This is a genomic window from Hoeflea sp. TYP-13, from assembly GCF_040932035.1.
GTDB lineage: Bacteria > Pseudomonadota > Alphaproteobacteria > Rhizobiales > Rhizobiaceae > Hoeflea_A.
Genome location: NZ_JBFRBB010000002.1, coordinates 1,162,853 through 1,187,899, shown reverse-complemented (window position 1 = coordinate 1,187,899; position 25,047 = coordinate 1,162,853). Strand labels below are relative to the sequence as shown.

The following is a 25,047-nucleotide window of genomic DNA, read 5'->3' as shown; positions in this document are numbered from 1 at the left end:
TGCTGTTCGCAGAGATAGGTGTCGTTAGTGATGAGAGCCGTTTAGGCCGGTTCTGCCGTCATGACAAGGCATGCGTTCTGACCGCCGAAGCCGAAAGAGTTGGACAAAACCGACGTCACGCTGTGATTACGCTTCACATTTGGAACGACATCGAGCTCGATCGAGGGGTCGGGATTTTCGTAATTGATGGTTGGCGGCAGGGTGCCGGTGCTGATGGTCAACAGCGAGAAAATAGCCTCGACTGCTCCGGCTGCCGTCAGTGTGTGGCCAATCATCGACTTGTTGGACGAAACCGGAATGCCCGCAAGGTGGTCGCCGAAAACGGTTGAAAGTGACAGATACTCCATCTTGTCGTTTTCCGGCGTCGAGGTGCCATGGGCGTTGATGTAGCCGATGCCCGACGCATCAAGGCCTGCATCATCGAGCGCCGCCTGGATGGTGGCAATCGCCGGTCCGCCATCAGGCGACGAGCGCGTGCGGTGGAAATGGTCCGCCTTTTCGCCGTAACCCTTGAGGATACCGAGAACCCTGGCGCCGCGTGCGAGGGCACTTTCCAGCGATTCCAGGACCAATGCAGCGCCGCCTTCGGCGATAACGAATCCGTCGCGATCCTTGGTGAAGGGTTTGGATGCCTTTTCCGGCGGATCATTCTGGGTTGACAGTGCCGACAGAAGCGAGAAGCGAATCAGTGCCTCTGCATTGACGGACCCATCCGTCGCAACGGTCAACGCGCGGTCTGTGCGGCCCTGGCGGATGGCATCGACGCCAAGTTGAATAGCGGTCGCTCCCGACGCGCATGCGGTCGAGAGCGTCACCGGCAAACCCCGGGTTCCGAAGTTGTCGGCCAGGCGTTCCGCCACGCCGCCAAAAAGCGCCGAGCGTGTGAATTCCTCATGGCGTCTTTTGCGCATGACTTCCAGGAAGCCGTCATAGACGTTTTCCTGGTCACCGGTAAAACCGGCTTCGTCGGCCAGAGAAAAGCGGTCCGACCATTCGCACTCGACGGGCGGTGCGGCAACAAAAAGCGGTCCGTTGAAGTCCCCGTCAATGGCTGCTTCAGCGATGGCTTCGCGGGTCGCCGCATTTGCAAGCGCGAAGGAAAGTTCGCTCGACACGTTCGGCGCATCCATAAAGTCGACCGTGCCGCAAATGCGGGTCGACAGGCCGTCTGTCGGAAAGCGCTTGATGGCATGGATTCCGGACGTGCCGTCGGTCAGGGCCTGCCAGTTGTCTTCCTTGCCCTGTCCGAGCGAGGTGACGATGCCCATTCCGGTCACTGCGATCAACGGGCGGCCGAGGTGGTCTTTGTATGCGCTGCTTGTCATGTCGATCTCCCGCTCCGGATTTCATTCACCCTTGAGCGCGGCAATGCCTTCGCCGTGCACAAACCCCACGGCTGTCACCAGTGCACCCGATGCGGCGGTTTCCAAATTGTTTTCCTGATCACTGTCAAATCTGGGAGGTCTGGCGCCAGAATTCAATGCCAGTGCGGCAAGTGCAACGCCGATCAGGAACTGCGCTTCCATGGAGTGACCGGTCAGGCCGCTATATCCACGAAGTGCGGCAGTTGGCCATTTTTTCTCGATGATGCCGCGTTCGCGGTCGCGCAGGTCGTATGCGCCCGATGCGCCGGATAGCACAAGCAGCTCAGAACTGTCGGATACGCCGGACCGGTCCGCCAATTCTTCGAGCCGCTTTTCAAGGCCGCCATCCGCCCTTGGGCCGCGGTCGCCATCGACCGATGATACCGTTGCGTAAATCGGTGCGTTGCGCGCCTCTGCGTGCCGGCGCGATTCCAGCACCAGAAAAGCAGAAGCCGAGCCGGTTATGATGCCGCCGCCTGAGTTGTTGCGTGACCACAAGGGCTGCCAGTCGCCCTGCGCGAGAGACTGCACGCCCTCGTAGAGGATGTGCATGTCCGGACGTTCCGCGTTGTAGGCGCCGCCGACCAGCACATGGGTGGCCTGACCGGCCCTGATACGCTCAAACGCGGTCGTCATGGCCGAAATGCCGGCACTTTCCTCGCCCATGAATGTCTTGGAAGAGCCGGTAACCTTGTGGACAATCGATATATTGCCGGCAAGCAGGTTGGAAAGCTGGGCAAGAAACAGGGTCGGGCGCAGTTCCGTCGTCAGCTTCTCATTGAGCAGCAGGTCGCGGTCGTTGCGCGTTACCGCCTCGTTGACAATGAGCGTATCGACCGAAATGTCGCGCTCGCCGCCGCCGGCAGCGACGATCATATCCATGGTCGAGCAGGCTTCCGCGTCTTCCTTCAAGCCGGCGTCGTCGAGCGCCAGCCCGGCGGTGAAGACGCCGAGGCGCTGCCAGTTTTCCATCTGCCGCTGATCGCCACGCCGCTGTATCTGCGAAGACCAGTCGATTTCCGGCATCGGGTGCACGGGGTAGGGGGCAAACCGCTCCGTATCGACGACGGGATTCGGCGACTCGTTGCCATTCAGCAATGCTTCGTGCGTTTCGCGACCGACTCCGTGGCAGCTGACAATGCCTATGCCGGTTACTACGACGTCATTCGGATTCTTGCTCATGCTCTACAAATCCTTATGCATCGGCATTTTCGGACAAGGCGTCCATCAACCCGACTTCACTGGCTCGCGCTTTGATGAGATCCGCCAACCCGCTCGTATCCGGTTCGGTTGCCGCATCGAATCCGACGGTGCGGAACTTGAGCTGCCCGTCGCAGATTTTCCTGCCGCCGCGCCTGATACGTGCTTTGGTGACCGCAAATCCCGAGCCGTCGTGTTCCAGGTCGACCTCGATGTCAAGAACGGCCCCGGGCTCGACAAATGTGCGCAGTTTGGCGCCGTCCACGGACATGAGGAACGGCATTGCCGCAAAGTTGTTGCCGGCCAAAAGCAGAAAGCCGCTGGCCTGGGCCATCGTTTCGATCAGCAATACACCCGGTACCAGTGGCAATCCGGGAAAATGACCCTCGAAAACAGGGCTTTTGTCAGGGACCGTGGATGTGGCGGCAAGCTTGCCCGCGCCAAGATCGATGCTCTTCACGCGGTCGATCATCTGAAAATATTCAAGGAGCATCAGAGCGCATCTTGTTCATACAGGATCATATGATGACAGCCGGTCCCGACAGGTGCATCAGGCTTTTTCCGCCCGCAGCTCGTCGATTTTCGAACACAGGTTCTTGAGCACGAAATACTCTTCGGTCGCGACCTTGCCGTCATTGACTTCCTGTGTCCACTGTTCAAGCGGAATCTTGATGCCGAATTCCTTGTCGATAGCGAAGACAATGTCGAGGAAATCGAGGCTGTCGATTCCCAGATCGTCGATTGTATGACTCTCGGGCGTGATGGTTTCCCGATCGATTTCGCTCGTTTCGGCGATAATGTCGGCAACTTTGTCGAATGTGGCAGACACGCTCATATCCTTGTGTTCATCTCATTTGCGGTGAGCTATAGAAAAATCCGCTGCAAAAGCCAATGGTCTGTATACGGTTTCACAGCCGAATACCACGGCTGAATTGTGATTGTGGTATTACAGCCGCAGATAGTGTGACACTTCATCCATTGTAAGGGGTGACATTGTGCTCTATTTGCGGGTGAGCTTTTGCCCGGGAATAATCAGATATGACGAATGTCACCAAAGAACAGGTACTCAAGCAACTTGAAACGGTCAGCCACCCTGCTGTCGGTGGAGATGTGGTCAGCAAGGGACTGATATCGGACATCTTCATAGCCGACGGCAAGGTGTTTTTTTCGCTCACGGTGCCGGCGGATCTGGCGGAAAAACTGGAGCCGTTGCGCCTCGCCGCCGAAAATGCCGTGAAATCGATTGCCGGCGTCAAGGGCGCCATGGTGGCTCTGACCGCCGAAAGAAAACCGGGTTCGAGCGCGCCTCCGCCGGGAAGTGCCCCGCAGCGGGCCGCTCCACCCCAGCAGCAGACACCGGCCAAGGCGGGCGTTCCGGGTGTCGGCGCCATCATCGCCGTCGCCTCAGGAAAGGGCGGTGTCGGCAAATCGACAACAAGCGTCAACCTTGCCCTCGGTCTGCAGGCAATCGGCCTTAAGGTCGGAATTCTCGATGCCGATATTTACGGCCCGTCAATTCCGCGCCTGTTGAATGTCAGCGGCCAGCCGGAGCAGGTGGAAGGCCGTATGCTCAAGCCGAAGGAGGCCTACGGCCTGAAGGTGATGTCGATGGGATTCCTCGTTTCAGAGGAAACGCCCATGATATGGCGCGGACCGATGGTGGTTTCGGCTTTGACGCAAATGCTGCGTGAGGTCGACTGGGGCGCTTTGGACGTCATTGTGGTCGATATGCCGCCAGGAACCGGTGACGCACAGCTGACAATGGCGCAAAAGGTTCCGCTCGCCGGTGCTGTTGTCGTTTCCACCCCTCAGGACCTTGCACTCATCGATGCGCGCAAGGGTTTGAACATGTTTAAAAAGGTCGATGTTCCGCTTCTCGGCCTGATTGAGAATATGAGCTATTTCCAGTGTCCGTCCTGCGGCGAGCGGTCCGATATTTTCGGCCACGGGGGTGCACGTGATGAAGCGAACCGCATCGGCGTCCCATTTCTCGGGGAAGTGCCGCTCCATATGGATATCCGTGAGAACTCGGATGCCGGAACACCCGTCGTGGTGTCGAAGCCCGATGGGCCGCATGCGCAGATTTTTGCCGATATTGCCGTAAAGGTCCGCGACCAGATCATGGAAAGCCGGCAAGCTCAGGAAAATGCGGCACCGCGTATCGTATTCGAATAGTACATTAGATAATAAAGCTAAATAACTGAATCAGGCGATGTTTTCGGAGTTACCGAGCATCGCCTTTTTTGCGTCTTCGGGTTTCCTGTCTCAAAAATTCAAAATTGACCATATGATAAAAAATTTGACCTTGTGAGAAAATCAGGTCATTCTGTCATCAATCAAAGGGAGAACATCCGCCAATGGGAGGCCGCACTGGTGTCCCGGCGGAAAAGACGAGGAAGGAGGAGCGAATGGCGACCGAAGCAAAGCGTGACGTCACCGGCGGACGGCTCGAGCAGTCCGAATATGCGGAGAATTTTACGGACTATCATCCGCCACTGAACGGGCACGAGGCGGCTGTCGAAGCGGACCGCTGTTATTTCTGCTATGACGCACCGTGCATGACGGCCTGTCCGACAAGCATCGATGTCCCCCTTTTCATCAGACAGATTGCTGCCAATAACCCCAAGGGTGCAGCCAGGACGATCTTTGAGCAGAATATTCTCGGTGGCATGTGCGCCCGGGTCTGCCCCACCGAAACATTGTGCGAGGAAGCCTGTGTCCGCGAAGCGGCAGAAGGTAAGCCGGTCAAGATCGGCCAGCTCCAGCGTTTTGCCACCGACACCTTGATGAATAGCGGCGGCGATCATCCATTTGAACGGGCGGAACCCACCGGCAGGAAGATTGCCGTTGTCGGCGCCGGGCCTGCCGGTCTTTCCTGTGCGCACCGGCTTGCCCTGCACGGACACGACGTAACGGTGTTCGAGGCGCGCGAGAAGGGTGGTGGGCTCAGCGAATACGGGATTGCCGCCTACAAATCCGTCAATGATTTCGCACAGAAGGAACTGCAGTTCATTCTCGATATCGGTGGTATCAAGATCGAAACCGGCAAGAAGCTCGGAACGGATATCAGCGTTGAGGCACTTGCAGAGCAATATGACGCCGTTTTTCTCGGTATCGGACTTGCAAATGTCAACGCACTCGGTATCGACGGCGAGGACGCCGACGGATGCGAGGATGCGGTCGATTACATCGCTCAACTGCGGCAGGCATCGGATCTTTCCAAGCTGCAAGTCGGACGAAGCGTCGTTGTCATTGGCGGCGGCATGACTGCCATCGACGTGGCCACGCAGACCAAGCTTCTTGGTGCCGAAGAGGTGACCATCGCCTATCGCCGCGGGCAGGACGCCATGAACGCCAGTGAATACGAGCAGGAGCTCGCGCAGACCAATGGCGTGACGATCCGGCACTGGCTTCAGCCCAAATCGCTGGTTCTGCATGATGACGGGTCTGTTGCCGGGATCGAACTCGAATATACCAGTCAGAGCAACGGCACGCTGTCGGGAACCGGCAAGACGGTGACCCTTGCCGCCGATCAGGTTTTCAAGGCTATTGGCCAGAGATTTGACGACGATCCACTGGCCGGCAGCGGGCTGGAGCTTGATCGCGGTCGCATAAGGACGGACGACAACCGCAAGACCAATCTGAACAATGTATGGGCTGGCGGCGATTGCGTCAGAAGCGGCGAGGATCTGACGGTCGTTTCCGTGGAGGACGGAAAGATCGCTGCAGAATCCATTCACGCAACCCTATCAGCGTAGGCTCGGGAGGGCATTATGGCAGATATTTCAACAAACTTTCTGGGCATCAACTCACCCAATCCGTTCTGGCTCGCATCCGCGCCGCCGACCGACAAGGCTTACAACGTTGAGCGTGCCTTCGAGGCGGGCTGGGGCGGTGTCGTGTGGAAGACGCTGGGCGAAGCCGGACCGCCGGTCGTCAACGTCAACGGACCGCGCTACGGCGCAATCCACGGTCCGGACCGCAGGCTGCTGGGGCTTAACAATATCGAGCTGATCACCGACCGCGACCTTGAGATCAATCTCAAGGAGATCATGGAGGTCAAGAAACGCTGGCCTGACAGGGCAATGATCGTTTCCCTGATGGTTCCCTGCGAAGAAGCATCCTGGAAAGCCATTCTGGAAAGGGTCAACGACACCGGCGCGGACGGCATCGAGCTGAATTTCGGCTGTCCGCATGGCATGAGCGAGCGCGGCATGGGCGCTGCAGTCGGTCAGGTGCCGGAATACATTGAAATGGTGACGCGCTGGTGCAAGGAATACAGCAACCTTCCGGTGATTGTGAAGCTCACACCGAACATTACCGATGTCCGTTATCCGGCAAGAGCTGCCAAGGCGGGCGGTGCGGACGCCGTTTCCCTGATCAACACCATCAATTCCATTGTTTCGGTCGATCTGGATAATTTTGCGCCGGTGCCGACCATCGACGGCAAAGGGTCGCACGGCGGTTACTGCGGACCGGCGGTCAAGCCGATCGCCATGCATATGGTGGCCGAGATTGCGCGTGATGCCTCAACAAAGGGCCTGCCGATTTCCGGTATCGGTGGAATCAACACATGGCGTGATGCCGCCGAATTCATCGCTCTTGGCTGCGGAACGGTGCAGGTCTGCACGGCGGCCATGACCTACGGCTTTAAGATCGTCGAAGAAATGGCCGAAGGCCTTTCCGACTGGATGGACGAAAACGGCTACCGGTCGGTTGCCGAGTTCCAGGGCATGGCCGTGCCGAATGTCTCGGACTGGCAGCATCTCAATCTGAACTATGTGACCAAGGCCCGCATCGATCAGGACGCCTGCATCAAATGCGGACGGTGCCACATCGCCTGTGAGGACACCTCCCACCAGGCGATCACCAACATGGTCGATGGCGAACGCATGTTCGAGGTGATCGACGAGGAATGCGTTGGCTGCAATCTGTGCGTCAACGTCTGTCCGGTGGAAAACTGCATCACCATGGAACAGATTGCCGGCGTCGATCCGCGTACCAAGGAGCCGATCGATCCGGATTATGCCAACTGGACGACACATCCGAACAACCCGATGGCATCGAAAGAAGCTGCTGAATAGGCTTTCGGGAACAACTTGCGCACCGCCCGGGTCAGAATTGTCTGGTCCGGGCGGTTTGGTCATTGTAGGGATATGCCGGACTTTCAAGCGCGATGCGGAACCCGGCAGGCTCAATCCGTGCGGCACCTTATATCGAAGGAACCCGGAATGAGTGAACGCAGCGAAGCATCGTTTCTGTCGGCAGGGGAACTTGCCAGCGGGCGGGAAAAGCTCCACGGGCACTTATCCATGGTGCTCTTCGCAGCACTGATTTCAGGGTCGTTTTCGCTCGGTTCCATGGCGGCGCCATATCTGGGCGCCACGGCACTCAATGTGGTTCGGTTTTTCTTTGCCACGCTGGTGATGGGGGTCGCAGCCTTCGCCATTTACCGCAGGCTGCCACTGCCGGAGACCGCGCCATGGCGCTTTGGCATATTGGGCTTGCTGATGGCGGGGTATTTCATCGCCATGTTCACGGCCCTCAAGATTACCGATCCGGTTTCGACCGGAGCGGTTTTTACCCTCATTCCTCTCATGAGCGCCGCCTTTGGGTTCATGTTCCTGCGCCAGACCGTCCGGCCAATCGTCATACTGAGCCTGCTGATTGCAGGTTGCGGGTCCGTCTGGGTCATTTTTCGCGGTAACATAGATGCCATCTTGTCATTCGACATCGGGACGGGCGAGACGATCTTCTTTTTTGGCTGTATCTGTCATGCCGCCTATGCGCCGCTGGTCAAGAAATTCAACAGGCGCGAACCGGTGGTCCTGACCACCTATTGGACAACGATCGCCACGTTCCTTGCAGTTGCGGTTGTCGGTGCGGGTGAGGTTGTTTCAACCGACTGGCTGTCGTTGCCCGGTATCGTCTGGATAGCCATCGGCTACCTCGCGGTCGTCACATCGGCCGGCACGTTCTTTCTGGTCCAATACGCCTCCATGCGCCTGCCGGCCTCGAAAGTCCTGTCCTACGGCTACATGATCCCGGTCTTCATCATTTTCTATGAGGGATTGCTCGGGCATGGCTGGGCAAGTCTCGCGGTCTTTGCCGGCGCTATCGTGACGGTGCTCGGGCTGGTGGTGGTCGCACTCGCGCCGGATCTTTAGGATTATCACCTGCGCGCATTCATGCCAGGTGCGGATCGCAATGAGCTGTGAGGCGCCAGTAAAACGAGCCCAATTTGCCAATGCCGGAAGGGCTGGTCCGTGGTCCATTGTCCGATTGCCGCAGATAACCAATTAATTCATGCGCTGGCCATGCTTGATCGGATTTGCGGACCGAGCCGCGGTTTCTGCCCAAGTTACGATAATATCCGGGCATAAAAATATTTCCCATCCACGAAGCAGATACAGCCTTGAGCTTATTGTTTATGGGAGTATTGGCTATGCGCGCATTGGACACCTGGAGAGATACGACACCGCATATCGATTGTTTCAAATCCGAAGGCATTGGGGCGGTGGGGCGATACTATTCGAAAAACACCTGGAAAACCTTGAAGAAGCCGGAAGCCGATGCGCTGTCGAAAAACGGCATCAAAATCTGGGTTGTCTATCAGGACGCGCAGGACGCCTATCAGCACTTCAGCAAATCAAAAGGCGTGAAGGCGGCCGGGCGAGCTCTGGAATATGCGCGGGATGTCATCGGTCAGCCTACCGGTTCGGGAATATATTTTGCGGTCGATTTTGACGCGAGCGACAATGAAATAGATGGCGCAATCAAGCGGTATTTTGTTGGCGTAAACGACGTTTTCGCAGATGCAGGACGGCCGTACCGGATCGGCGTTTACGGAAATGGCGCTTGCTGTCAGAGACTGCTCGATCTCGGGTTGGTGGAGCTTACATGGCTCAATATGTCGACGGGTCACAATGGCCATGACAAATTCTATAAATCCAAGCAATGGTCGCTGAGGCAGCGGACACCGAAATCCGTGTGCACGATTTCGGTCGATCCGAATGAGCTTTCCGAAAGCGGCGATTTCGGTGGATTCCTGACAAATGCATACACAGGCGAAACGGGCACCGGAGGCGACCCCGGTGATGTCGGCTGCGATGAGGACACGCAGACCGCCTATGTGAATACGGAGGGTCTCAATTTCCGTAAAAAGCCCAACGGTGCGATCATACGCGCCCTGACGATCGGCGAAAAAGTGACGGTTGTCGAGGATGCAAATGTGCCGGGCTGGCAGAAGGTAAGGATCGGCGGCAATACCGGCTACGTATTTGCCGCCTATCTGCGCGACCCAGCGGCACATGAAGCCGAGACTCTCGTGGCCAATACGATCGCCGAATGGGTGCGTTTTCAAAAGGGGACCGCCAATGAAAAATCTCACCCCTATTACGAATATGTCGGCGAGATGTGGAAGAGCATCGGTTTGAACTACGATGGTCGAAGCGTCTATCCCGACGGTAGGGACGTGCCGTGGTCGGCGGCATTCATCTCCTTTGTTGTCCGCAAATCCGGAGACGCCTACCGAAAATTCAGATTTGCCGCGGGCCATTCCAAGTTTGCCCACGACGCGATTCAGGCGCGAATTCTCGGTCATACCAACCGTCCGTTCTGGGGCTACCGGATTACGGAAAAGAAGCCGAAAATCGGCGATATCATCCACAGGAACAGGGGCGGCAATTCCTATTCCTACGACTACGCGGAAGACCACTCCAGTTTCAACAGCCACTCCGACATCGTTGTGGAAGTCCGCAAGCGAACGGTCCGCGTCATAGGCGGCAATGTCGGAGATACAGTATCCATCCGCAGAAATACACGATCGGGAAACGATCTGCAGGAATATTCGCTGAGTTCAGATGGCTATATCGAAGCCGGACAGAATGTCATTTCCCTGCTGAAAAACCGAGCCCATAAGGTCTAGAGCGTGTCTTGTTTAAATAGATGCATTTGCCACTACCCTCGAGAGGGTTATGTTGTTGAAATGCGGTGGTGAGCGGGCCGGGCGATTTTGCCCGCTGACTGCGTTGGCTTGCACTTGTGGTTGGGTGGCACCACGGCGCGCAATCCGCCTTGTCAGCGACCAAAATCGCCTCGGTCAAATGATTCTATTTAAGCAAGACACGCTCTGAGGCGTTTCGCCGGAACATTTGAGGCCTAATCCGTTTTATCAGCGCTCAACGTACCGGAATGCCTCTGGCGGCGTCAGGCTCCGCATCACGCTGCGTAACGCCGTCGACGAGGACGAATGCAATGATGCAGGATTCCGTGCCGCGGTTGGCCCAGGCGTGGTTGGTGCCCCGCTGCACGACAATGTCCCCGGCCTGCAGATGCACTTCGCTGTCATCGAGAAGCATGTCGATCTCGCCTTTCAGGATGATCGCGTAGTCGACGGAATCGGTGCGGTGCATGTAAGGGTGGCGCGCGCCCTCGACGACATTGGCAGCAGCGCCCATTTCGGCAAAGGCCGCCTTGCCGTCAATGTTTGCCATGACTTCAGGATCTTCCGGTCCGAACTCGACGCAACGGAAGACGGAACCGCCCTTCGGTGGGTGGAGGACGAAATCGCCCTCGCAGGTCTCTTCCGCCGCGTCATATTCGGCCGGCGTGCCGTCGGATATCCAGAAATTGGTCAGCGTCACGCCGGGGCGGTTTGGCCGCTGCAGAAGATGCGTTGCGTCCTGGTCCGAGACGACGACCGCGACACCGTTTTCGTCATGCCCGGTTACAACGCGTCTGAATGTTTTTGCCATTTTGGTTCCTCAGATTTGCTGGCTGGTCGGTGGGCGGAAGCGGTCCGTGCCGATGAGCACTGCGAGAAGGCCAATGCCGACCATTGCCGTCACGAGACCCTGGAACAGGAGCAGGGCACCGGCAACGAGGGCGACGATCCGCTGCGGCCAGGAAAGCGGCCGTGTGAAGCAGCCGACAATAGCCGTTGCGATTGCGAATGTGCCGGCGGCGGCTGTCACAACCGCGAGAATATTCTCGGTTGCAGTTCCCTGAAGCAGCAGCCCCGGGCCGAAGCAGAAAGCGAAGGGCAGGAGATAGCTGGTCAGACCGAAACTGGCGGCAGTCCAGCCGACCTTGTTGATGTCGGAGCCTGCAATGCCTGCGGCCACATAGGCGGCAAGCGCAACGGGTGGTGTGATCGTTGAAATGCAGCCGTAATAGAAGACGAAAAAATGCGCGGTCAGCATGGGCATGCCGAGCTTGACGAGGGCAGGGGCGACCACAGTTGCAAGGATCAGATAGGCCGCCGTTGTCGGAAGCCCCATGCCGAGAATGATGGCGGCAACCATTGTCAAAAGCAGTGCCAGCCACAGCGTTCCGCCGGAAGCGAGGTCAATAAGGATGGCGATTTTCGGCCCGAGGCCGCTGATGGCAAGCGTTCCTGAAATGATGCCGGCAGCCGCGCAAGCCGCCGTTATCGGCGCCACATTCTTTGCACCATCGGCTATGCCACCGGCAAGCCGGCGGACGAATGTAAAGTTGAAATCCCGCGTCCACAACAGTTCGCTTGCGACCAGGAAAATGATCGCCCAGAACGAAGCCTTGAATGGCGAATAGCCCGTGAGCATGAGGCCCAACAGCAAGGCGAAGGTGGCGATGAAGCGTGATCCGCCAAGAACGACCTGCCAGGTGGAGCGGGTGTCACCGCTCTCTTCAGCCGCCGCCTTGATATCGCTTTTGACGGCCTGCAGGTGGACAATGAAAAAGATCGAGCCAAAGAACAGCAGGGCCGGCAAGAGCCCGACGCCCATGACCTCGACATAGGGAACGCCGACGATTTCGGCCATGAGGAAAGCCGCAGCCCCCATGACGGGAGGCATCATCTGGCCGCCGGTGGACACGACCGCCTCGATGGCGCCGGCCTGGTGCGGTGCGTAGCCCTCGCGTTTCATCATCGGGATGGTCAGCGTGCCGGTCACCGCGACATTGCCTGCCGCAGATCCTGAGATCATGCCGATGAGAGTTGAAAACAGGACTGCCGTTTTGGCACCCGCCGCGCGTGTTCCACGGGTGAGGCGGCGGGACAGTTCGAAAAAGAAATCGCCGGCGCCGAATTTGGATAACAGCGAACCGAATATGGTGAAAATGATGATGTAGGTGGCGGCCACACCGACCGGAATTCCATAGACACCTTGTGTATCGGTGGTCAGGAAAATCACGATGCGTTCAAAACTGTAGCCGCGGCTGTTGAGAAGGCCGGGCAGATAGGGGCTGACGAAGGGATATAGAAAAAACACCAGTGTAATTGCGGCGAGGATGGCGCCGACACCGCGGCGTGCTGCCTCGAAGACGAGAATGACAATTATCGCGCCGGCATAGAAGTCACCGGGTTCGGTGAGCCCGCCACTGAAGGCGATCGCCTTCCAGCGGGAAAGGAGCCAAACGCTTGCGCCGATCACCGCCACAATCAGGGCGGCTGACAGCAGTCGGTCGGACGAACGCCCGGCGGAGGATTTAACAAACGGACGGGTAAGAAAAAGCAGACTGAATGCGAGCATCAGGTGGGTCAGGCGCATTTCCATGGTGGAGATGGCAACAAAACCCGAGACCAGCACCAGATGATAAAGGCCAAGACACAGCGCCAGCGCGCCAATGAGCGTGTTGGTTGTCAGATGCTGACGCAGGTCATGTTTCAGGGTCATTCCGGCGGCTCATGGTTTCTATGCGATGGCGCGGTGAATGCCGCGCCATCGCCTCATTGCAGATATGCTATTTGTTGAAATAGCGGGCCGCACCGTCGTGCAGCGGAATGGCCAGGTTCTTCGAATCTTCCGGATTGATCTGGCGAGCATTGGCATTTTCCGCCTTGAACTCATCGAGATGATCAAACACGGACGATGCGATGGCATGGACCTTGTCGGCATCCATGTCGGACGGCACGATCAGCATGTTGTTGACACCAATCACGGTTCCCGGCGCATCCGTGCTGTAGACGTCTGCAGGTATTTCCACGGCCTTGAAGGCTCCGTTCTTGCCGAGCGCCTCGTCCAGCTTTCCGGGCGAGAACTCGATAAAGCGCAGCTTGTTGCTGGCGCCGGCCTGCATCACTGCTGAGGCCGGATAGCCCGACAGCGCAAATGCCGCGTCGACATTACCATCCGACAGCTGGCTGAAGCCGTCCGAGTAGGACAGGAAACTAGGCGTGAAATCATCCAGCGTCATGCCGTGCAGCGGGAGCAGGAAGTTCATGAAGCCGAGCGTTCCTCCGCCCGCAGGGCCCACGGCTACGCGTTTTCCCTTGATGTCCTCGAAACTCTTGATATCCGAACCATCGAGCACGATCATGTGCAGGACGCTCGGATGCAGCGCTGCTACGGCTTTGACGTCGATAGCGCCGTTCTTGTAGGGGCCTTTCCCCTTCGTTGCCAAAACCGCCAGATTGTTGTTGGTAATGGCGATATCTACCTCACCGCTGCCAACAAGCCGCGGGTTCTGAACGGAGCCGCCCGTGACCACAGGAACCATGGTCATGTCGTTACCGGCATATTTGTTGACCAGGTTCGATATCCCCTGGCCGATCGGATAGAACGCGCCGCCCAGGCTCGCGGTTCCAATGCGCAATTCCTCAGCGGAGGCCGCAACGGTGCCGGCAAAAAATGCAGCGGCCATACAGATAGAAACAATGGATTTTGGCATGAAATTTCCTCCCAAGATCACCCTGACGCATTCCAATATATATATTTTATGTAGAATTGCGAGAAAAAATCGATAAAAAATTCACGAACGTGTTATCACTAATTGGAAATTGTGAGGCCGGCTGCGTGCGTTGGGCGGCTCGATCAGCCTAAAATGTTTGTTGTTGACACGCAGACATGGCAGCGAAAAAACGCGGATCGCGTAGAATCCAACGCATGAAGTGACCGGGAAATTCGTGGGTAGTGAGGCGGAGAAGTGACGCGCCAGGCGACATGCCCTAGCGCGGTTTAACGCCGTTCAGCAGGATCGTCAAAATCGCGTTTGCCGCGTCATCGAAAAAACTCGCCTGTGTCGTTTGCTCCGGCATGACGGCACGCACCTGCACATCGAAATCGGCATAGTGCTGAGTGGTTGCCCAGATCATGAAAATCAGATGATAGGGATCGACCGGAGCAAGCCGCCCCTCGGCAATCCACTCGCTGATGACGTTGGCCTTTTCATCTACGAGACGCTTGAGATTTGATTTCAGAAAATCCTGGATCGCAGGTGCGCCGTGCAAAATCTCATTGGCAAAAAGCCTTGAGCTTTCAGGCCTTAATGCGGACAACTTCATTTTGAGAACTGTGTATTTTCTCAGCTCCTCAATGGGATCGCCCGCCGGATCGATATCGCGGAATGGCGTAAGCCAGTCCTCCAGCGTATTCTCCAGAACCGTGACGTAAATGTCTTCCTTGCGCGGGAAATAGTAGAGCAGATTGGGCTTCGACATGCCGGCTTTTTCGGCGATCTGATCTATGGTCGATCCGCGAAACCCGTAAGTGGAAAATACCTCCAGGGCGGCCTCCAGAATGATGCCGCGATTAATTCCCTGAATGCGTGTCCGCTTATTATTGGAGCTTGCCATAAATCAGTTGTTTCGTTTTCTTGCGCAGCCTTGGCGCCGCTCATTTGGGTGATAAGGGATGCAACAGCTTTGTCCTGTGCGCAAGCCCCTTATATTTCCCATAATAGCTCTTGACCGTCTCCAGTTGCTCTTCTAGCCTACATTTTGACCATTCAGTCAAGTTTTTCAAATTTGCTGTCAATGGCAGCGATGAGCAAGCAGGCAATTTTGCCCGCCACGTTGGGAGGCGTTGGTTATGAATGCTCCGGTGACGACGAACAATCTTGATGCCTTCTGGATGCCGTTCACGGCCAACCGACAGTTCAAGAAGAATCCGCGCATGTTTGTCGGTGCCGACCGCATGCATTACACGACCGCCGAGGGCAACAAAGTTCTCGACGGCACCGCGGGGCTCTGGTGTGTGAATGCCGGTCACAACCGGCCGAAGATCGTCGAGGCGATCCAGAAGCAGGCTGCTGAACTCGATTATGCGCCCGCTTTTCAAATGGGGCATCCGAAGGCGTTTGAACTTGCCTCCAAGCTTGTCCAACTGACGCCGAGCGGGCTCGACCACGTCATGTTCACCAATTCAGGATCCGAATCGGTCGAGACGGCGCTCAAGACCGCGCTTGCCTATCATCGCGTCAAGGGTGACGGCTCGAGGTTCCGGCTTATCGGACGCGAGCGCGGCTACCATGGTGTCAATTTCGGTGGCATTTCCGTTGGCGGGATTGTTCCGAACCGCAAGATGTTCGGCACATTGCTGACCGGCGTGGATCATCTGCGCCACACGCACGACCTTGAAAAGAACGCTTTTACCAGGCTGCAGCCGGAGTACGGCGCCGAACTTGCCGATGACCTCGAGCGTATCATCGCTCTGCACGACGCTTCCACTATCGCAGCGGTGATCGTTGAGCCGGTGGCCGGCTCGACGGGCGTATTGCTGCCTCCCAAGGGCTATCTCGAGAAGCTGCGGCAGATTTGCGACCAGCATGGCATCCTGTTGATCTTCGATGAGGTCATCACCGGCTTCGGCCGTCTCGGAACGCCTTTTGCGCCGGACTATTTCGGCGTCGTTCCCGATATCATCGTGACGGCGAAGGGTCTGACCAACGGGGTCATCCCCATGGGCGCCGTATTCGTGAAGAAGGAAATCCACGACGCCTTCATGAACGGCCCGGAGCACATGATCGAGTTCTTCCACGGCTACACCTATTCGGGCAATCCGATGGCATCGGCCGCCGGGCTCGCAACACTCGAAACCTACAAGGAAGACGGGCTTTTGACCCGCGGCGCGGAGCTCGCGCCCTACTGGGAAGAGGCGTTGCATTCGCTCAAGGGCCTTCCGCATGTCATCGATATCCGCAATATCGGCCTGATCGGTGCCATCGAACTGGAACCGATAGCAGGCGAGCCAACGCGCCGTGCGTTCTCCGCATTCCTTGACGCCTACAACAAAGGGCTTCTGATCCGCACGACCGGCGACATTATCGCGCTGTCACCGCCGCTCATCATCGAAAAGAGCGAGATCGACTTCATTGTCGATACGCTCGGCGGCGTTTTGAAGTCGCTCAACTGAGATAATCATGCATAACCGAGGAGAACACCGATGACGCTAACTGGAAACATGAGGATCAACGGTGATCGCCTGTGGGATACCCTCATGGAAATGGCCAAGATCGGTCCGGGTGTCAGAGGCGGCAACAATCGGCAAACGCTTACCGACGAGGACGGTGAGGGCAGGGCGCTCTTCCAGAAATGGTGCGAAGACGCCGGCATGACCATGGGCGTCGACCAGATGGGCAACATGTTTTTCCGCCGCGAGGGAACGGATCCCGATGCTCTGCCGGTCTATGTCGGAAGTCATCTCGACACCCAGCCGACCGGCGGTAAATATGACGGTGTTCTTGGCGTTTTGGGTGGTCTCGAAATCGTTCGGACACTCAACGATCTTAACGTCAGGACCAAGCACCCCATCGTCGTTACCAACTGGACCAACGAAGAGGGCACGCGCTTTGCCCCGGCAATGCTTGCCTCCGGCGTTTTTGCCGGAATGCACGAGCAGGACTGGGCTTACGGGCGCGAGGATGCGGAAGGCAAAAAGTTCGGCGACGAACTGGTACGCATCGGCTGGCGCGGCGACGAAGAGGTCGGTGCGCGCGATATGCATGCTTTTTTTGAACTGCACATCGAGCAAGGGCCGATCCTCGAGGCTGAAGACAAGGATATCGGCGTCGTCACCCACGGGCAGGGGCTTTGGTGGCTGCAGATAACGCTGACCGGTAAGGAAAGCCATACCGGATCAACACCCATGCCGATGCGCAGGAACGCCGGTCTTGGCATGGCCCGTATCACCGAACTGGTGCACGAAATCGCCATGAGCCATCAGCCTGAAGCGGTCGGCGCGATCGGCCACTGCGATGTCTATCCGAATTCCCGCAACGTCATTCCGGGAAAAGTGGTCTTCACCGTCGATTTCCGCTCGCCGCACCAGGATGTTCTTGATGGCATGAAGGCGCGGCTGGAAGCCGAGGGACCGAAGATTGCCAAGGATCTGGGGCTTGAATTCGAGATCGAGGAAGCCGGTCATTTCGATCCGGTGACCTTTGACGAAAACTGCGTGACTGCCGTGCGTAACGCTGCTGAGCGGCTAGGATACTCGCACCGCAATCTGGTTTCCGGCGCCGGCCACGATGCCTGCTGGATCAACCGCGTGGCTCCGACGGCCATGGTGATGTGTCCGTGTGTGGACGGGCTCAGCCATAATGAGGATGAGGATATTTCGCCCGAATGGGCAAGAGCGGGAGCCGATGTGCTGTTTCATGCCGTGGTCGAAACCGCGCAAATTGTAGAATAGGGTGGTTGGAGCACACTTCGCTCCAGGAAAGTTTGGGAGGAAAAAATGGGAAGCACGGTCATCAAGGGCGGGACCATTGTCACCGCCGACCTGACCTATGCGGCGGATGTCAGGGTTGAAAACGGCGTCATTACCGAAATCGGGCCAAACCTGACGGGCGACACATTGCTGGACGCGACCGGCTGTTATGTCATGCCGGGCGGTATCGATCCGCATACCCATCTGGAAATGCCTTTTATGGGCACCTATTCCACAGATGATTTCGAAAGCGGAACACGTGCCGCGCTTGCCGGCGGCACAACAATGGTGGTGGATTTCGCACTGCCGTCGCCCGGACAGTCGCTGCTTGAAGCGCTGCAGATGTGGGACAACAAATCCACCCGGGCCAATTGCGACTATTCCTTCCACATGGCCATCACCTGGTGGGGCGAACAGGTCTTCAACGAGATGGAACAGGTGGTCCGCGACCGCGGTATCAACACCTTCAAGCATTTCATGGCCTATAAGGGTGCGCTTATGGTCGATGACGACGAGATGTTTTCGTCGTTCAAGCGCTGTGCGGAACTCGGTGCGCTGCCACTGGTACACGCAGAAAACGGAGATGTCGTCGCACAGCTTCAGGCGCAGCTTCTTGCCGAAGGCAACAACGGTCCGGAGGCCCACGCATATTCGCGCCCTGCCAAGGTAGAGGGTGAGGCAACCAACCGGGCGATCATGATTGCCGATACGGCCGGCGTGCCGCTCTATGTCGTGCACACATCATCCGAACAGGCACATGAAGCCATCCGCCGCGCGCGCCAGAACGGCATGCGGGTCTATGGCGAGCCGCTGATCCAGCATCTGACGCTCGACGACAGCGAATACAAGCATCACGACTGGGATCACGCAGCACGGCGGGTCATGTCACCGCCGTTCCGGGACAAGAAGCATCAGGATTCGCTATGGCACGGGCTTGCCGCCGGTTCGCTGCAGGTGGTTGCGACAGACCATTGCGCGTTCACCACAGAGCAAAAGCGCTACGGTGCCGGCGATTTCACGAAGATCCCGAACGGCACGGGTGGCCTTGAAGACCGCATGCCGATGCTGTGGACCTATGGCGTCAATACCGGCCGGCTGACGATGAACGAATTTGTCGCGGTTACCTCGACGAATATTGCCAAGATACTGAACATCTATCCGAAAAAGGGCGCCATACTTGTCGGCGCGGACGCCGATATCGTGGTCTGGGATCCGAAGCTAGAAAAGACCATCACCGCGGACAGCCAGCAGTCAGCCATCGACTACAACGTGTTCGAAGGCAAGCACGTCAGCGGCTTGCCGCGCTTTACCCTTACCCGTGGCCTCGTCTCCGTCGAGGACGGTGAGATCAAGGCGCAGGAAGGTCATGGCGAATTTGTCGCCCGCGAGCCGTTCCACGCGGTCAACACGGCGCTTTCCACTTGGAAAGACGTCACCGCGCCAAGGAAGGTGCAGCGTACCGGAATCCCGGCCAGCGGGGTGTAATTGATGGCTTCTGCTTGCATCTTTGTAAAACCGGCTGACTTCAGCGCGGGTATGGCTGCATGAGCGTGGTAATCGATGCCAAGGAACTGGACCTGACATTCCAGACCAATGACGGCCCTGTCCACGCGCTGTCCGACATCAACCTGCAGATCGAGAGCGGCGAATTCGTTTCGTTCATCGGTCCGTCAGGATGCGGCAAGACCACGCTCCTGCGGGTCATTGCCGATCTTGAGAAACCGACGGGAGGATTGATATCCGTCAATGGCGTAACACCCGAGGAGGCACGCCTGGCACGTGCCTATGGCTATGTCTTCCAGGCAGCAGCGCTTTATCCCTGGCGCACCATCGGCGGCAATATCTCGCTGCCGCTGGAGGTTATGGGATTTGGCAAGTCCGAGCGGGCGGAGCGGATCGAAAAGAACCTTGATCTCGTCAACCTCACCGGATTTGACAAGAAATTCCCCTGGCAGCTTTCCGGCGGTATGCAGCAGAGGGCCTCGATTGCCCGTGCGCTTTCCTTCGATCCCGACATGCTTTTGATGGATGAGCCTTTCGGCGCGCTGGACGAGATCGTCCGCGACCACCTCAACGAACAATTGCTGAAGCTGTGGGCGCAGACACAAAAAACGGTCGTCTTTGTTACACACTCCATTCCGGAGGCGGTTTTCCTGTCGACAAAAATCGTGGTGATGAGCCCGAGACCTGGGCGCATTCACGAGATCATCGATTGCGATCTCGGCGATGACAGATCGCTCGATATTCGCGAATCGGCGAAATTCCTGGAGATCGCGCATCTGGTGCGCGAGGGGTTGCGGCTGGGACATTCCTATGATGATTGATTGCGCTGCATATTCTGAGGGAAGGAGGGCGCCGGAATGAAGGAGAGAACGGGAATATCCAGTTTTCTGTTCGACCGTTTTCTGCCGATAGGTTCGGTAGTCGTCGTCATCCTGGCGGCATGGTATGCCTTTGCCGTGTTCATGAACGCCCAATTCGAGCTGGACCAGGCGGCGCGTGCGAACACGGAGATCTCTGCGACGCAGCTTGTCAAAAACACAATGGCACAGGAGCGACCGGTTCTGCCTGCGCCGCATCAGGTGGCAAATGAGATATGGAAGACGACGGCACTCAAGAAGATCACTTCAAAACGCAGTCTCGTCTATCACAGCTGGGTCACCATTTCATCGACCTTGCTCGGCTTCGTCATGGGAACCGGCCTCGGAATACTTCTTGCCGTGCTGATCGTGCATTCCAACGTGCTCGACAAGAGCCTGATGCCGTGGATCATTACCAGCCAGACGATCCCGATCCTTGCCGTGGCGCCGATGATCATCGTGGTGCTGAATGCCGTCGGAATCTCCGGCCTGCTTCCGAAATCGCTGATTTCGGCCTATCTGTCGTTCTTTCCGGTCGCCGTCGGTATGGTCAAAGGCCTGCGCTCGCCCGACCTGATGCATCTTGATCTGATGCGCACCTATAATGCCAGCAGGTCGCAGATCTTCTGGAAACTTCGCTGGCCCTCAGCAGTCCCGTTCCTGTTTACTTCCATGAAAGTCGCTGTCGCGATCTCGCTTGTCGGAGCGATCGTCGGCGAATTGCCGACGGGGGCTGTCGCAGGTCTCGGCGCACGGCTTCTGACCGGTTCCTATTATGGCCAGACCATCCAGATCTGGTCGGCACTGATCGCAGCCGCGGCACTTGCCGCGGTTCTGGTCATGCTGGTTGACCTTGCATCGCGCATCGTTTCGGGCCGCATGGGGATGGTGCGATGAACTCAGGCATTTTGATATTTGCGCTGGTTTTTTGGGCGGTCGCATGGTTTGCCAATAGCTGGCTGGTCCGCCTGCGGCCATCGGGTGCACCCGCAACGCAAACGGTCAATCTGCTCATACCGGCGATTTTCGGCGTAACACTGATCGTGCTTTGGGAAGCCATAACCGTTGGGTTCAACATTCCGAGTGTGCTGTTGCCCTCGCCATCCATGATATGGGCGCGCATTACGTCTTCTGTCGATATATTGTGGGCCGATTTCTATCAGACCTACATGAAGGCGGTTCTGGCCGGTTACGCGATGGGCTGCGCATCCGGTTTCGTCACCGCCGTTATTGTCGACCGGGTGCCTTTCCTGCGCAAAGGTCTGCTGCCGATCGGCAATCTTGTTGCCGCGCTGCCGATTGTGGGCATCGCGCCAATCATGGTCATGTGGTTTGGCTTTGACTGGCACTCCAAGGCGGCTGTCGTTGTCGTCATGACGTTCTTCCCGATGCTCGTCAACACGGTTGCAGGGCTTGCTGCAAGCGGCGCCATGGAGCGCGACCTGATGCGAACCTATGCGTCGAGCTACTGGCAGACGCTTTTGAAGCTCAGGCTTCCAGCCGCCATGCCATTCATCTTCAACGCGCTCAAAATCAATTCAACTTTGGCCCTCATCGGAGCAATCGTTGCCGAATTTTTCGGAACACCGATTGTCGGAATGGGCTTTAGGATTTCAACCGAGGTCGGTCGTATGAACATCGACATGGTCTGGGCTGAAATTTTTGTCGCGGCACTTGCAGGTTCGCTGTCCTACGGACTTCTGGCCTTGCTGGAACGTGCCGTTACATTCTGGCATCCGTCATACAGGCGATGAGAAAAAACAAGACGGAGCCCTAACCAGAGGAGTAACTGAAATGAAGAAAATGTTGGCTTTAACCCTCGGCCTTGCGATGGGCTTGACTTCGGGTGCCGCCATTGCAGCCGACAAGCTGGTCCTGCAGCTCAAATGGGTGACGCAGGCGCAGTTTGCCGGCTACTACGTGGCCAAGGACAAGGGCTTTTACGATGCCGTCGACCTTGACGTCGAGATCAAGCCCGGCGGTCCGGATATCGCACCTGCCCAGGTGATTGCCGGCGGTGGCGCGGATGTCGTCATCGACTGGATGCCGTCCGCTCTCGCTTCGCGTGAGAAGGGCGTTCCGCTGGTCAATATCGCCCAGCCCTTCAAGCGCTCGGGCATGATGCTGACCTGCCTGAAGGAGAGCGGCATCAAGTCGCCGGAAGATTTCCGTGGCCGCACGCTCGGGGTCTGGTTCTTCGGCAATGAATATCCGTTCCTTTCCTGGATGAGCCAGCTCGGCATTCCAACCGATGGTTCGGACAATGGTGTTACCGTCCTCAAACAGGGCTTCAATGTCGATCCGCTCTTGCAGAAGCAGGCCGACTGCATCTCCACAATGACCTATAACGAATATTGGCAGGTCATTGACGCGGGCATTGCCGCGGATGATCTGATCACCTTCCAGTATGAGGATCAGGGCGTCGCAACCTTGGAAGACGGCCTTTATGTGATGGAAGCCGATCTGGACGATCCCAAGAAGGTCGACATGTTCCAGCGCTTCGTGAAGGCCTCCATGCAGGGCTGGAAATATGCCGAGGAGCATCCGGACGAAGCAGCGGAAATCGTGCTCGAGAACGATGCGACCGGCGCGCAGACGGAAAAACACCAGAAGCGCATGATGGGTGAGATCAACAAGCTGACCGCCGGTTCCGACGGTTCTCTTGATGTTGCCGACTACGACCGCACGGTCAAGTCGCTGCTCTCGGGTGGGTCCGATCCGGTGATCTCGAAAGAACCGCAGGGTGCGCATACCGACAAGATCACCAAGGGTATGTAATCCGGCCGGATTGGCTTTTGCAGCAATAAACAAGGGGCCGTTTGGCCCCTTTTTTTACGCTGCGTTGTCGGCTTGAATCATGTCGGCGGCCTTTTCGGCGATCATAATGGTCGGCGCATTGGTGTTGCCGCCGATCAGGGTCGGCATGACCGATGCATCGACCACCCGCAATCCCTCCATTCCCCTGACCTTGAGGCGTGGGTCGACGACCGCCATATCATCCGTCCCCATCTTGCAGGTGCCGACCGGGTGATAGACCGTGTCCGCGCGCTGCCGGATTTCCTCGCGCAATTCATCGTCGCTGAGCCCGGTATAGGGGTAGACGTCCTTCTTCCGGTAGGGTTCAAACGCCGGAGCTTCAAGTATTTGCCGGGTCATTTTCAGGCCGGCCAGCAGCGTGTCCTCGTCGCGGCTGTCGGAGAGGAATTTCGGGTCGATGCGCGGCTGTTTCATCGGATTCGCGTCAAGCAGGCCGACCTCGCCGCGCGAGTGCGGGCGCAGGATACACACATGGCAGGAATAGCCATGGCCGACATGCATGATCCGGTTATGGTCGTCGACAATGCCGATGACGAAATGCAGCTGTATGTCCGGTCGCTCCAATGTCGAATTGGTCTTCAGGAACGCGCCCGCCTCGGCGATCGGCGAGGCCATCATGCCGTTGCCGGTCCTGTACCACTCGATGGCGGCGGCGATCTGCTTGTCGAGGCGCTTGGGCGTGATGCCAAGCACATCCGACGATCGGGTCTTGCTGGCGAAAATGTAGTCGAGATGATCCTGCAGGTTCTGTCCGACGCCGGGAAGCTCATGCACGGTTTTTATGCCGTGGCTTTTAAGCTCATCTGCAGGGCCAACACCGGACAATTGCAGCAGTTGCGGTGAATTGAATGCGCCGCCGCAAAGAACAACTTCGCGTTTCGCCCGGATCTCATGTTCTTTTCGGCGAACTCTATAGGCAACGCCGACGGCCCGTTTGCCGTCGAAAACGACCCGTGTCACATGGGCGTTGGTGATGATGGTCAGATTGGACCGGTTTTCGTTGGGGTGGATGTAGGCTGCTGCGGCCGAGCAGCGCTCGCCGTTCTTTTCTCCGCCGTGATACTGGGTCACCTGATACAGCCCGGCACCTTCCTGCTCGCTGCCATTGAAGTCATCAGTGACTGAGTGCTGGCATTGCTGCGATGCCTCGATGAAAGCCTGGCTGATCGGTCGCGGCGAGCGCTGGTTTGAAACCTGCAGCGGGCCGCCCGTGCCGTGCAACTCATCACCGCCGCGCTCATTATGTTCGGCCTTGCGGAAATAGGGGAGGACCTCATCAAACGACCAGCCGTCACAGCCCAGATTTGCCCAGTCGTCATAGTCGGAACGGTGACCGCGTATGTAGAGCATGGCATTGATGGCACTGGAGCCGCCAAGGGACTTCCCGCGCGGCTGGTAGCCGCAACGCCCGTTGAGACCCGGCTGTGGCGTTGTCTCGAACGCCCAGTTGTTGATCTTCAGCGGCCAGCCCGAGAGCATGGCGGCGGTTCCGACGGGCAATCGGATCAATAGCCCCTTGCCGTCGCCGCCGGCCTCGAGAAGACAGACCGATTTATCCGGATCTTCGCTCAGCCGTGCGGCCAGAACGGAGCCTGCAGATCCTCCGCCCACGATGATATAGTCGTACATGCGTGCATTCCTCCCGGTGTGAAATTGCCTGGCGGCACACCCATATCCGCCGGCTCAATCAAGACATTTACATTTAACACAATTCAATCTAATAAAAACAGAATGATCGGTCTTTTATCATCTGGCGATGTTGAAAGCGGCGGGTATTTTCAACGCAACGGCCGTTATTTCTTCAATGTTTCAGGATTTTTGAGTTTTGCCGGTCGCACGGGCTGCATGAAACAGCGTGAGCGACGTGTATTGCGGCAATGCCCGTGGGGCGGTTTA

General features: G+C 57.4%; 21 protein-coding genes. 12 read left to right on the top strand and 9 right to left on the bottom strand.

Annotation, left to right across the window (positions count from 1 at the left end; genetic code table 11):
• Positions 1 to 41: 41 nt before the first annotated feature.
• From ABVT35_RS15680 to ABVT35_RS15665, 4 genes are read right to left on the bottom strand one after another with little or no spacing between them, the layout of a single operon-like run.
• Positions 42 to 1,325: a beta-ketoacyl-ACP synthase gene (locus ABVT35_RS15680; protein WP_368467524.1), complete on the bottom strand. Its 1,284-nt coding sequence runs from the start codon at positions 1,323 to 1,325 to the stop codon at positions 42 to 44.
• Positions 1,326 to 1,346: 21 nt separating this feature from the next.
• Positions 1,347 to 2,546 (bottom strand): beta-ketoacyl-ACP synthase, encoded by a 1,200-nt coding sequence (locus ABVT35_RS15675; protein ID WP_368467523.1) that lies wholly within the window; start codon positions 2,544 to 2,546, stop codon positions 1,347 to 1,349.
• Between the two features lie 13 nt (positions 2,547 to 2,559).
• Positions 2,560 to 3,057, bottom strand: a complete 498-nt coding sequence (locus ABVT35_RS15670) for a 3-hydroxyacyl-ACP dehydratase FabZ family protein (RefSeq protein WP_368467522.1) — start codon at positions 3,055 to 3,057, stop codon at positions 2,560 to 2,562.
• A 57-nt stretch (positions 3,058 to 3,114) separates the two neighbouring features.
• Positions 3,115 to 3,399 (bottom strand): acyl carrier protein, encoded by a 285-nt coding sequence (locus ABVT35_RS15665; RefSeq protein ID WP_368467521.1) that lies wholly within the window; start codon positions 3,397 to 3,399, stop codon positions 3,115 to 3,117.
• 203 nt (positions 3,400 to 3,602) lie between these two features.
• On the opposite strand from ABVT35_RS15665, the gene ABVT35_RS15660 reads away from it, so the two are divergent.
• The 5 genes from ABVT35_RS15660 (at position 3,603) to ABVT35_RS15640 (ending at position 10,491) form a co-directional block, all read left to right on the top strand.
• Entirely contained in the window at positions 3,603 to 4,739 is a 1,137-nt protein-coding gene (locus ABVT35_RS15660; protein ID WP_368467520.1) for an Mrp/NBP35 family ATP-binding protein, read from the top strand.
• 233 nt (positions 4,740 to 4,972) lie between these two features.
• Entirely contained in the window at positions 4,973 to 6,322 is a 1,350-nt protein-coding gene (locus tag ABVT35_RS15655; protein WP_368467519.1) for an NAD(P)-dependent oxidoreductase, read from the top strand.
• 15 nt (positions 6,323 to 6,337) lie between these two features.
• Positions 6,338 to 7,648 (top strand): NAD-dependent dihydropyrimidine dehydrogenase subunit PreA, encoded by a 1,311-nt coding sequence (gene preA, locus ABVT35_RS15650; protein ID WP_368467518.1) that lies wholly within the window; start codon positions 6,338 to 6,340, stop codon positions 7,646 to 7,648.
• Between the two features lie 147 nt (positions 7,649 to 7,795).
• Complete coding sequence (locus ABVT35_RS15645; RefSeq protein ID WP_368467517.1) at positions 7,796 to 8,731, top strand: DMT family transporter; 936 nt, start codon at positions 7,796 to 7,798, stop codon at positions 8,729 to 8,731.
• Positions 8,732 to 9,009: 278 nt separating this feature from the next.
• Complete coding sequence (locus ABVT35_RS15640) at positions 9,010 to 10,491, top strand: DUF2272 domain-containing protein (protein WP_368467516.1); 1,482 nt, start codon at positions 9,010 to 9,012, stop codon at positions 10,489 to 10,491.
• A gap of 253 nt (positions 10,492 to 10,744) precedes the next feature.
• Here the strand turns inward: ABVT35_RS15640 and ABVT35_RS15635 are convergent, their stop codons facing one another.
• From ABVT35_RS15635 to ABVT35_RS15620, 4 genes are all read right to left on the bottom strand, one after another.
• The gene (locus tag ABVT35_RS15635; RefSeq protein ID WP_368467515.1) at positions 10,745 to 11,320 is read right to left on the bottom strand and encodes a cupin domain-containing protein; all 576 of its coding nucleotides are present in this window, start codon (positions 11,318 to 11,320) and stop codon (positions 10,745 to 10,747) included.
• A 9-nt stretch (positions 11,321 to 11,329) separates the two neighbouring features.
• Positions 11,330 to 13,222 carry a TRAP transporter permease gene (locus ABVT35_RS15630; protein WP_368467514.1) on the bottom strand — a complete coding sequence of 631 codons (1,893 nt, stop codon included), beginning with the start codon at positions 13,220 to 13,222 and terminating at the stop codon, positions 11,330 to 11,332.
• 67 nt (positions 13,223 to 13,289) lie between these two features.
• Positions 13,290 to 14,216, bottom strand: coding sequence for a TAXI family TRAP transporter solute-binding subunit (locus tag ABVT35_RS15625; protein WP_368467513.1), 927 nt, complete (start codon positions 14,214 to 14,216; stop codon positions 13,290 to 13,292).
• 277 nt (positions 14,217 to 14,493) lie between these two features.
• Complete coding sequence (locus tag ABVT35_RS15620) at positions 14,494 to 15,120, bottom strand: TetR family transcriptional regulator C-terminal domain-containing protein (protein WP_368467512.1); 627 nt, start codon at positions 15,118 to 15,120, stop codon at positions 14,494 to 14,496.
• 235 nt (positions 15,121 to 15,355) lie between these two features.
• Here ABVT35_RS15620 and ABVT35_RS15615 point away from each other — a divergent pair, with 235 nt between their 5' ends.
• From ABVT35_RS15615 to ABVT35_RS15585, 7 genes are read left to right on the top strand one after another with little or no spacing between them, the layout of a single operon-like run.
• Complete coding sequence (locus ABVT35_RS15615; protein WP_368467511.1) at positions 15,356 to 16,678, top strand: aspartate aminotransferase family protein; 1,323 nt, start codon at positions 15,356 to 15,358, stop codon at positions 16,676 to 16,678.
• Between the two features lie 30 nt (positions 16,679 to 16,708).
• Positions 16,709 to 17,956, top strand: coding sequence for a Zn-dependent hydrolase (locus ABVT35_RS15610; RefSeq protein ID WP_368467510.1), 1,248 nt, complete (start codon positions 16,709 to 16,711; stop codon positions 17,954 to 17,956).
• Positions 17,957 to 18,001: 45 nt separating this feature from the next.
• Positions 18,002 to 19,459 carry a dihydropyrimidinase gene (gene hydA / locus ABVT35_RS15605; RefSeq protein ID WP_368467509.1) on the top strand — a complete coding sequence of 486 codons (1,458 nt, stop codon included), beginning with the start codon at positions 18,002 to 18,004 and terminating at the stop codon, positions 19,457 to 19,459.
• A gap of 59 nt (positions 19,460 to 19,518) precedes the next feature.
• Complete coding sequence (locus ABVT35_RS15600) at positions 19,519 to 20,298, top strand: ABC transporter ATP-binding protein (RefSeq protein ID WP_368467508.1); 780 nt, start codon at positions 19,519 to 19,521, stop codon at positions 20,296 to 20,298.
• Positions 20,299 to 20,334: 36 nt separating this feature from the next.
• Entirely contained in the window at positions 20,335 to 21,231 is an 897-nt protein-coding gene (locus tag ABVT35_RS15595) for an ABC transporter permease (RefSeq protein WP_368467507.1), read from the top strand.
• On the top strand, positions 21,228 to 22,088 hold the full coding sequence (locus tag ABVT35_RS15590) for an ABC transporter permease (RefSeq protein WP_368467506.1): 861 nt from the start codon (positions 21,228 to 21,230) through the stop codon (positions 22,086 to 22,088). Before ABVT35_RS15595 ends, ABVT35_RS15590 begins: the two co-directional genes overlap by 4 nt.
• Positions 22,089 to 22,128: 40 nt before the next feature.
• On the top strand, positions 22,129 to 23,112 hold the full coding sequence (locus ABVT35_RS15585; RefSeq protein ID WP_368467505.1) for an ABC transporter substrate-binding protein: 984 nt from the start codon (positions 22,129 to 22,131) through the stop codon (positions 23,110 to 23,112).
• Positions 23,113 to 23,166: 54 nt separating this feature from the next.
• On the opposite strand, the gene ABVT35_RS15580 is transcribed toward ABVT35_RS15585, so the two are convergent.
• Positions 23,167 to 24,780: a GMC family oxidoreductase gene (locus tag ABVT35_RS15580; protein ID WP_368467504.1), complete on the bottom strand. Its 1,614-nt coding sequence runs from the start codon at positions 24,778 to 24,780 to the stop codon at positions 23,167 to 23,169.
• Between the last annotated feature and the right edge of the window lie 267 nt (positions 24,781 to 25,047).

Excerpts from the sequence above, each read along its gene's own strand:
- ABVT35_RS15680 (WP_368467524.1), bottom strand. The coding sequence starts at position 1,325 with ATGACAAGCAGCGCATACAAAGACCACCTCGGCCGCCCGTTGATCGCA.
- ABVT35_RS15675 (WP_368467523.1), bottom strand. The coding sequence starts at position 2,546 with ATGAGCAAGAATCCGAATGACGTCGTAGTAACCGGCATAGGCATTGTC.
- ABVT35_RS15670 (WP_368467522.1), bottom strand. The coding sequence starts at position 3,057 with ATGCTCCTTGAATATTTTCAGATGATCGACCGCGTGAAGAGCATCGAT.
- ABVT35_RS15665 (WP_368467521.1), bottom strand. The coding sequence starts at position 3,399 with ATGAGCGTGTCTGCCACATTCGACAAAGTTGCCGACATTATCGCCGAA.
- ABVT35_RS15660 (WP_368467520.1), top strand. The coding sequence starts at position 3,603 with ATGACGAATGTCACCAAAGAACAGGTACTCAAGCAACTTGAAACGGTC.
- ABVT35_RS15655 (WP_368467519.1), top strand. The coding sequence starts at position 4,973 with ATGGCGACCGAAGCAAAGCGTGACGTCACCGGCGGACGGCTCGAGCAG.
- preA (WP_368467518.1), top strand. The coding sequence starts at position 6,338 with ATGGCAGATATTTCAACAAACTTTCTGGGCATCAACTCACCCAATCCG.
- ABVT35_RS15645 (WP_368467517.1), top strand. The coding sequence starts at position 7,796 with ATGAGTGAACGCAGCGAAGCATCGTTTCTGTCGGCAGGGGAACTTGCC.
- ABVT35_RS15640 (WP_368467516.1), top strand. The coding sequence starts at position 9,010 with ATGCGCGCATTGGACACCTGGAGAGATACGACACCGCATATCGATTGT.
- ABVT35_RS15635 (WP_368467515.1), bottom strand. The coding sequence starts at position 11,320 with ATGGCAAAAACATTCAGACGCGTTGTAACCGGGCATGACGAAAACGGT.
- ABVT35_RS15630 (WP_368467514.1), bottom strand. The coding sequence starts at position 13,222 with ATGACCCTGAAACATGACCTGCGTCAGCATCTGACAACCAACACGCTC.
- ABVT35_RS15625 (WP_368467513.1), bottom strand. The coding sequence starts at position 14,216 with ATGCCAAAATCCATTGTTTCTATCTGTATGGCCGCTGCATTTTTTGCC.
- ABVT35_RS15620 (WP_368467512.1), bottom strand. The coding sequence starts at position 15,120 with ATGGCAAGCTCCAATAATAAGCGGACACGCATTCAGGGAATTAATCGC.
- ABVT35_RS15615 (WP_368467511.1), top strand. The coding sequence starts at position 15,356 with ATGAATGCTCCGGTGACGACGAACAATCTTGATGCCTTCTGGATGCCG.
- ABVT35_RS15610 (WP_368467510.1), top strand. The coding sequence starts at position 16,709 with ATGACGCTAACTGGAAACATGAGGATCAACGGTGATCGCCTGTGGGAT.
- hydA (WP_368467509.1), top strand. The coding sequence starts at position 18,002 with ATGGGAAGCACGGTCATCAAGGGCGGGACCATTGTCACCGCCGACCTG.
- ABVT35_RS15600 (WP_368467508.1), top strand. The coding sequence starts at position 19,519 with ATGAGCGTGGTAATCGATGCCAAGGAACTGGACCTGACATTCCAGACC.
- ABVT35_RS15595 (WP_368467507.1), top strand. The coding sequence starts at position 20,335 with ATGAAGGAGAGAACGGGAATATCCAGTTTTCTGTTCGACCGTTTTCTG.
- ABVT35_RS15590 (WP_368467506.1), top strand. The coding sequence starts at position 21,228 with ATGAACTCAGGCATTTTGATATTTGCGCTGGTTTTTTGGGCGGTCGCA.
- ABVT35_RS15585 (WP_368467505.1), top strand. The coding sequence starts at position 22,129 with ATGAAGAAAATGTTGGCTTTAACCCTCGGCCTTGCGATGGGCTTGACT.
- ABVT35_RS15580 (WP_368467504.1), bottom strand. The coding sequence starts at position 24,780 with ATGTACGACTATATCATCGTGGGCGGAGGATCTGCAGGCTCCGTTCTG.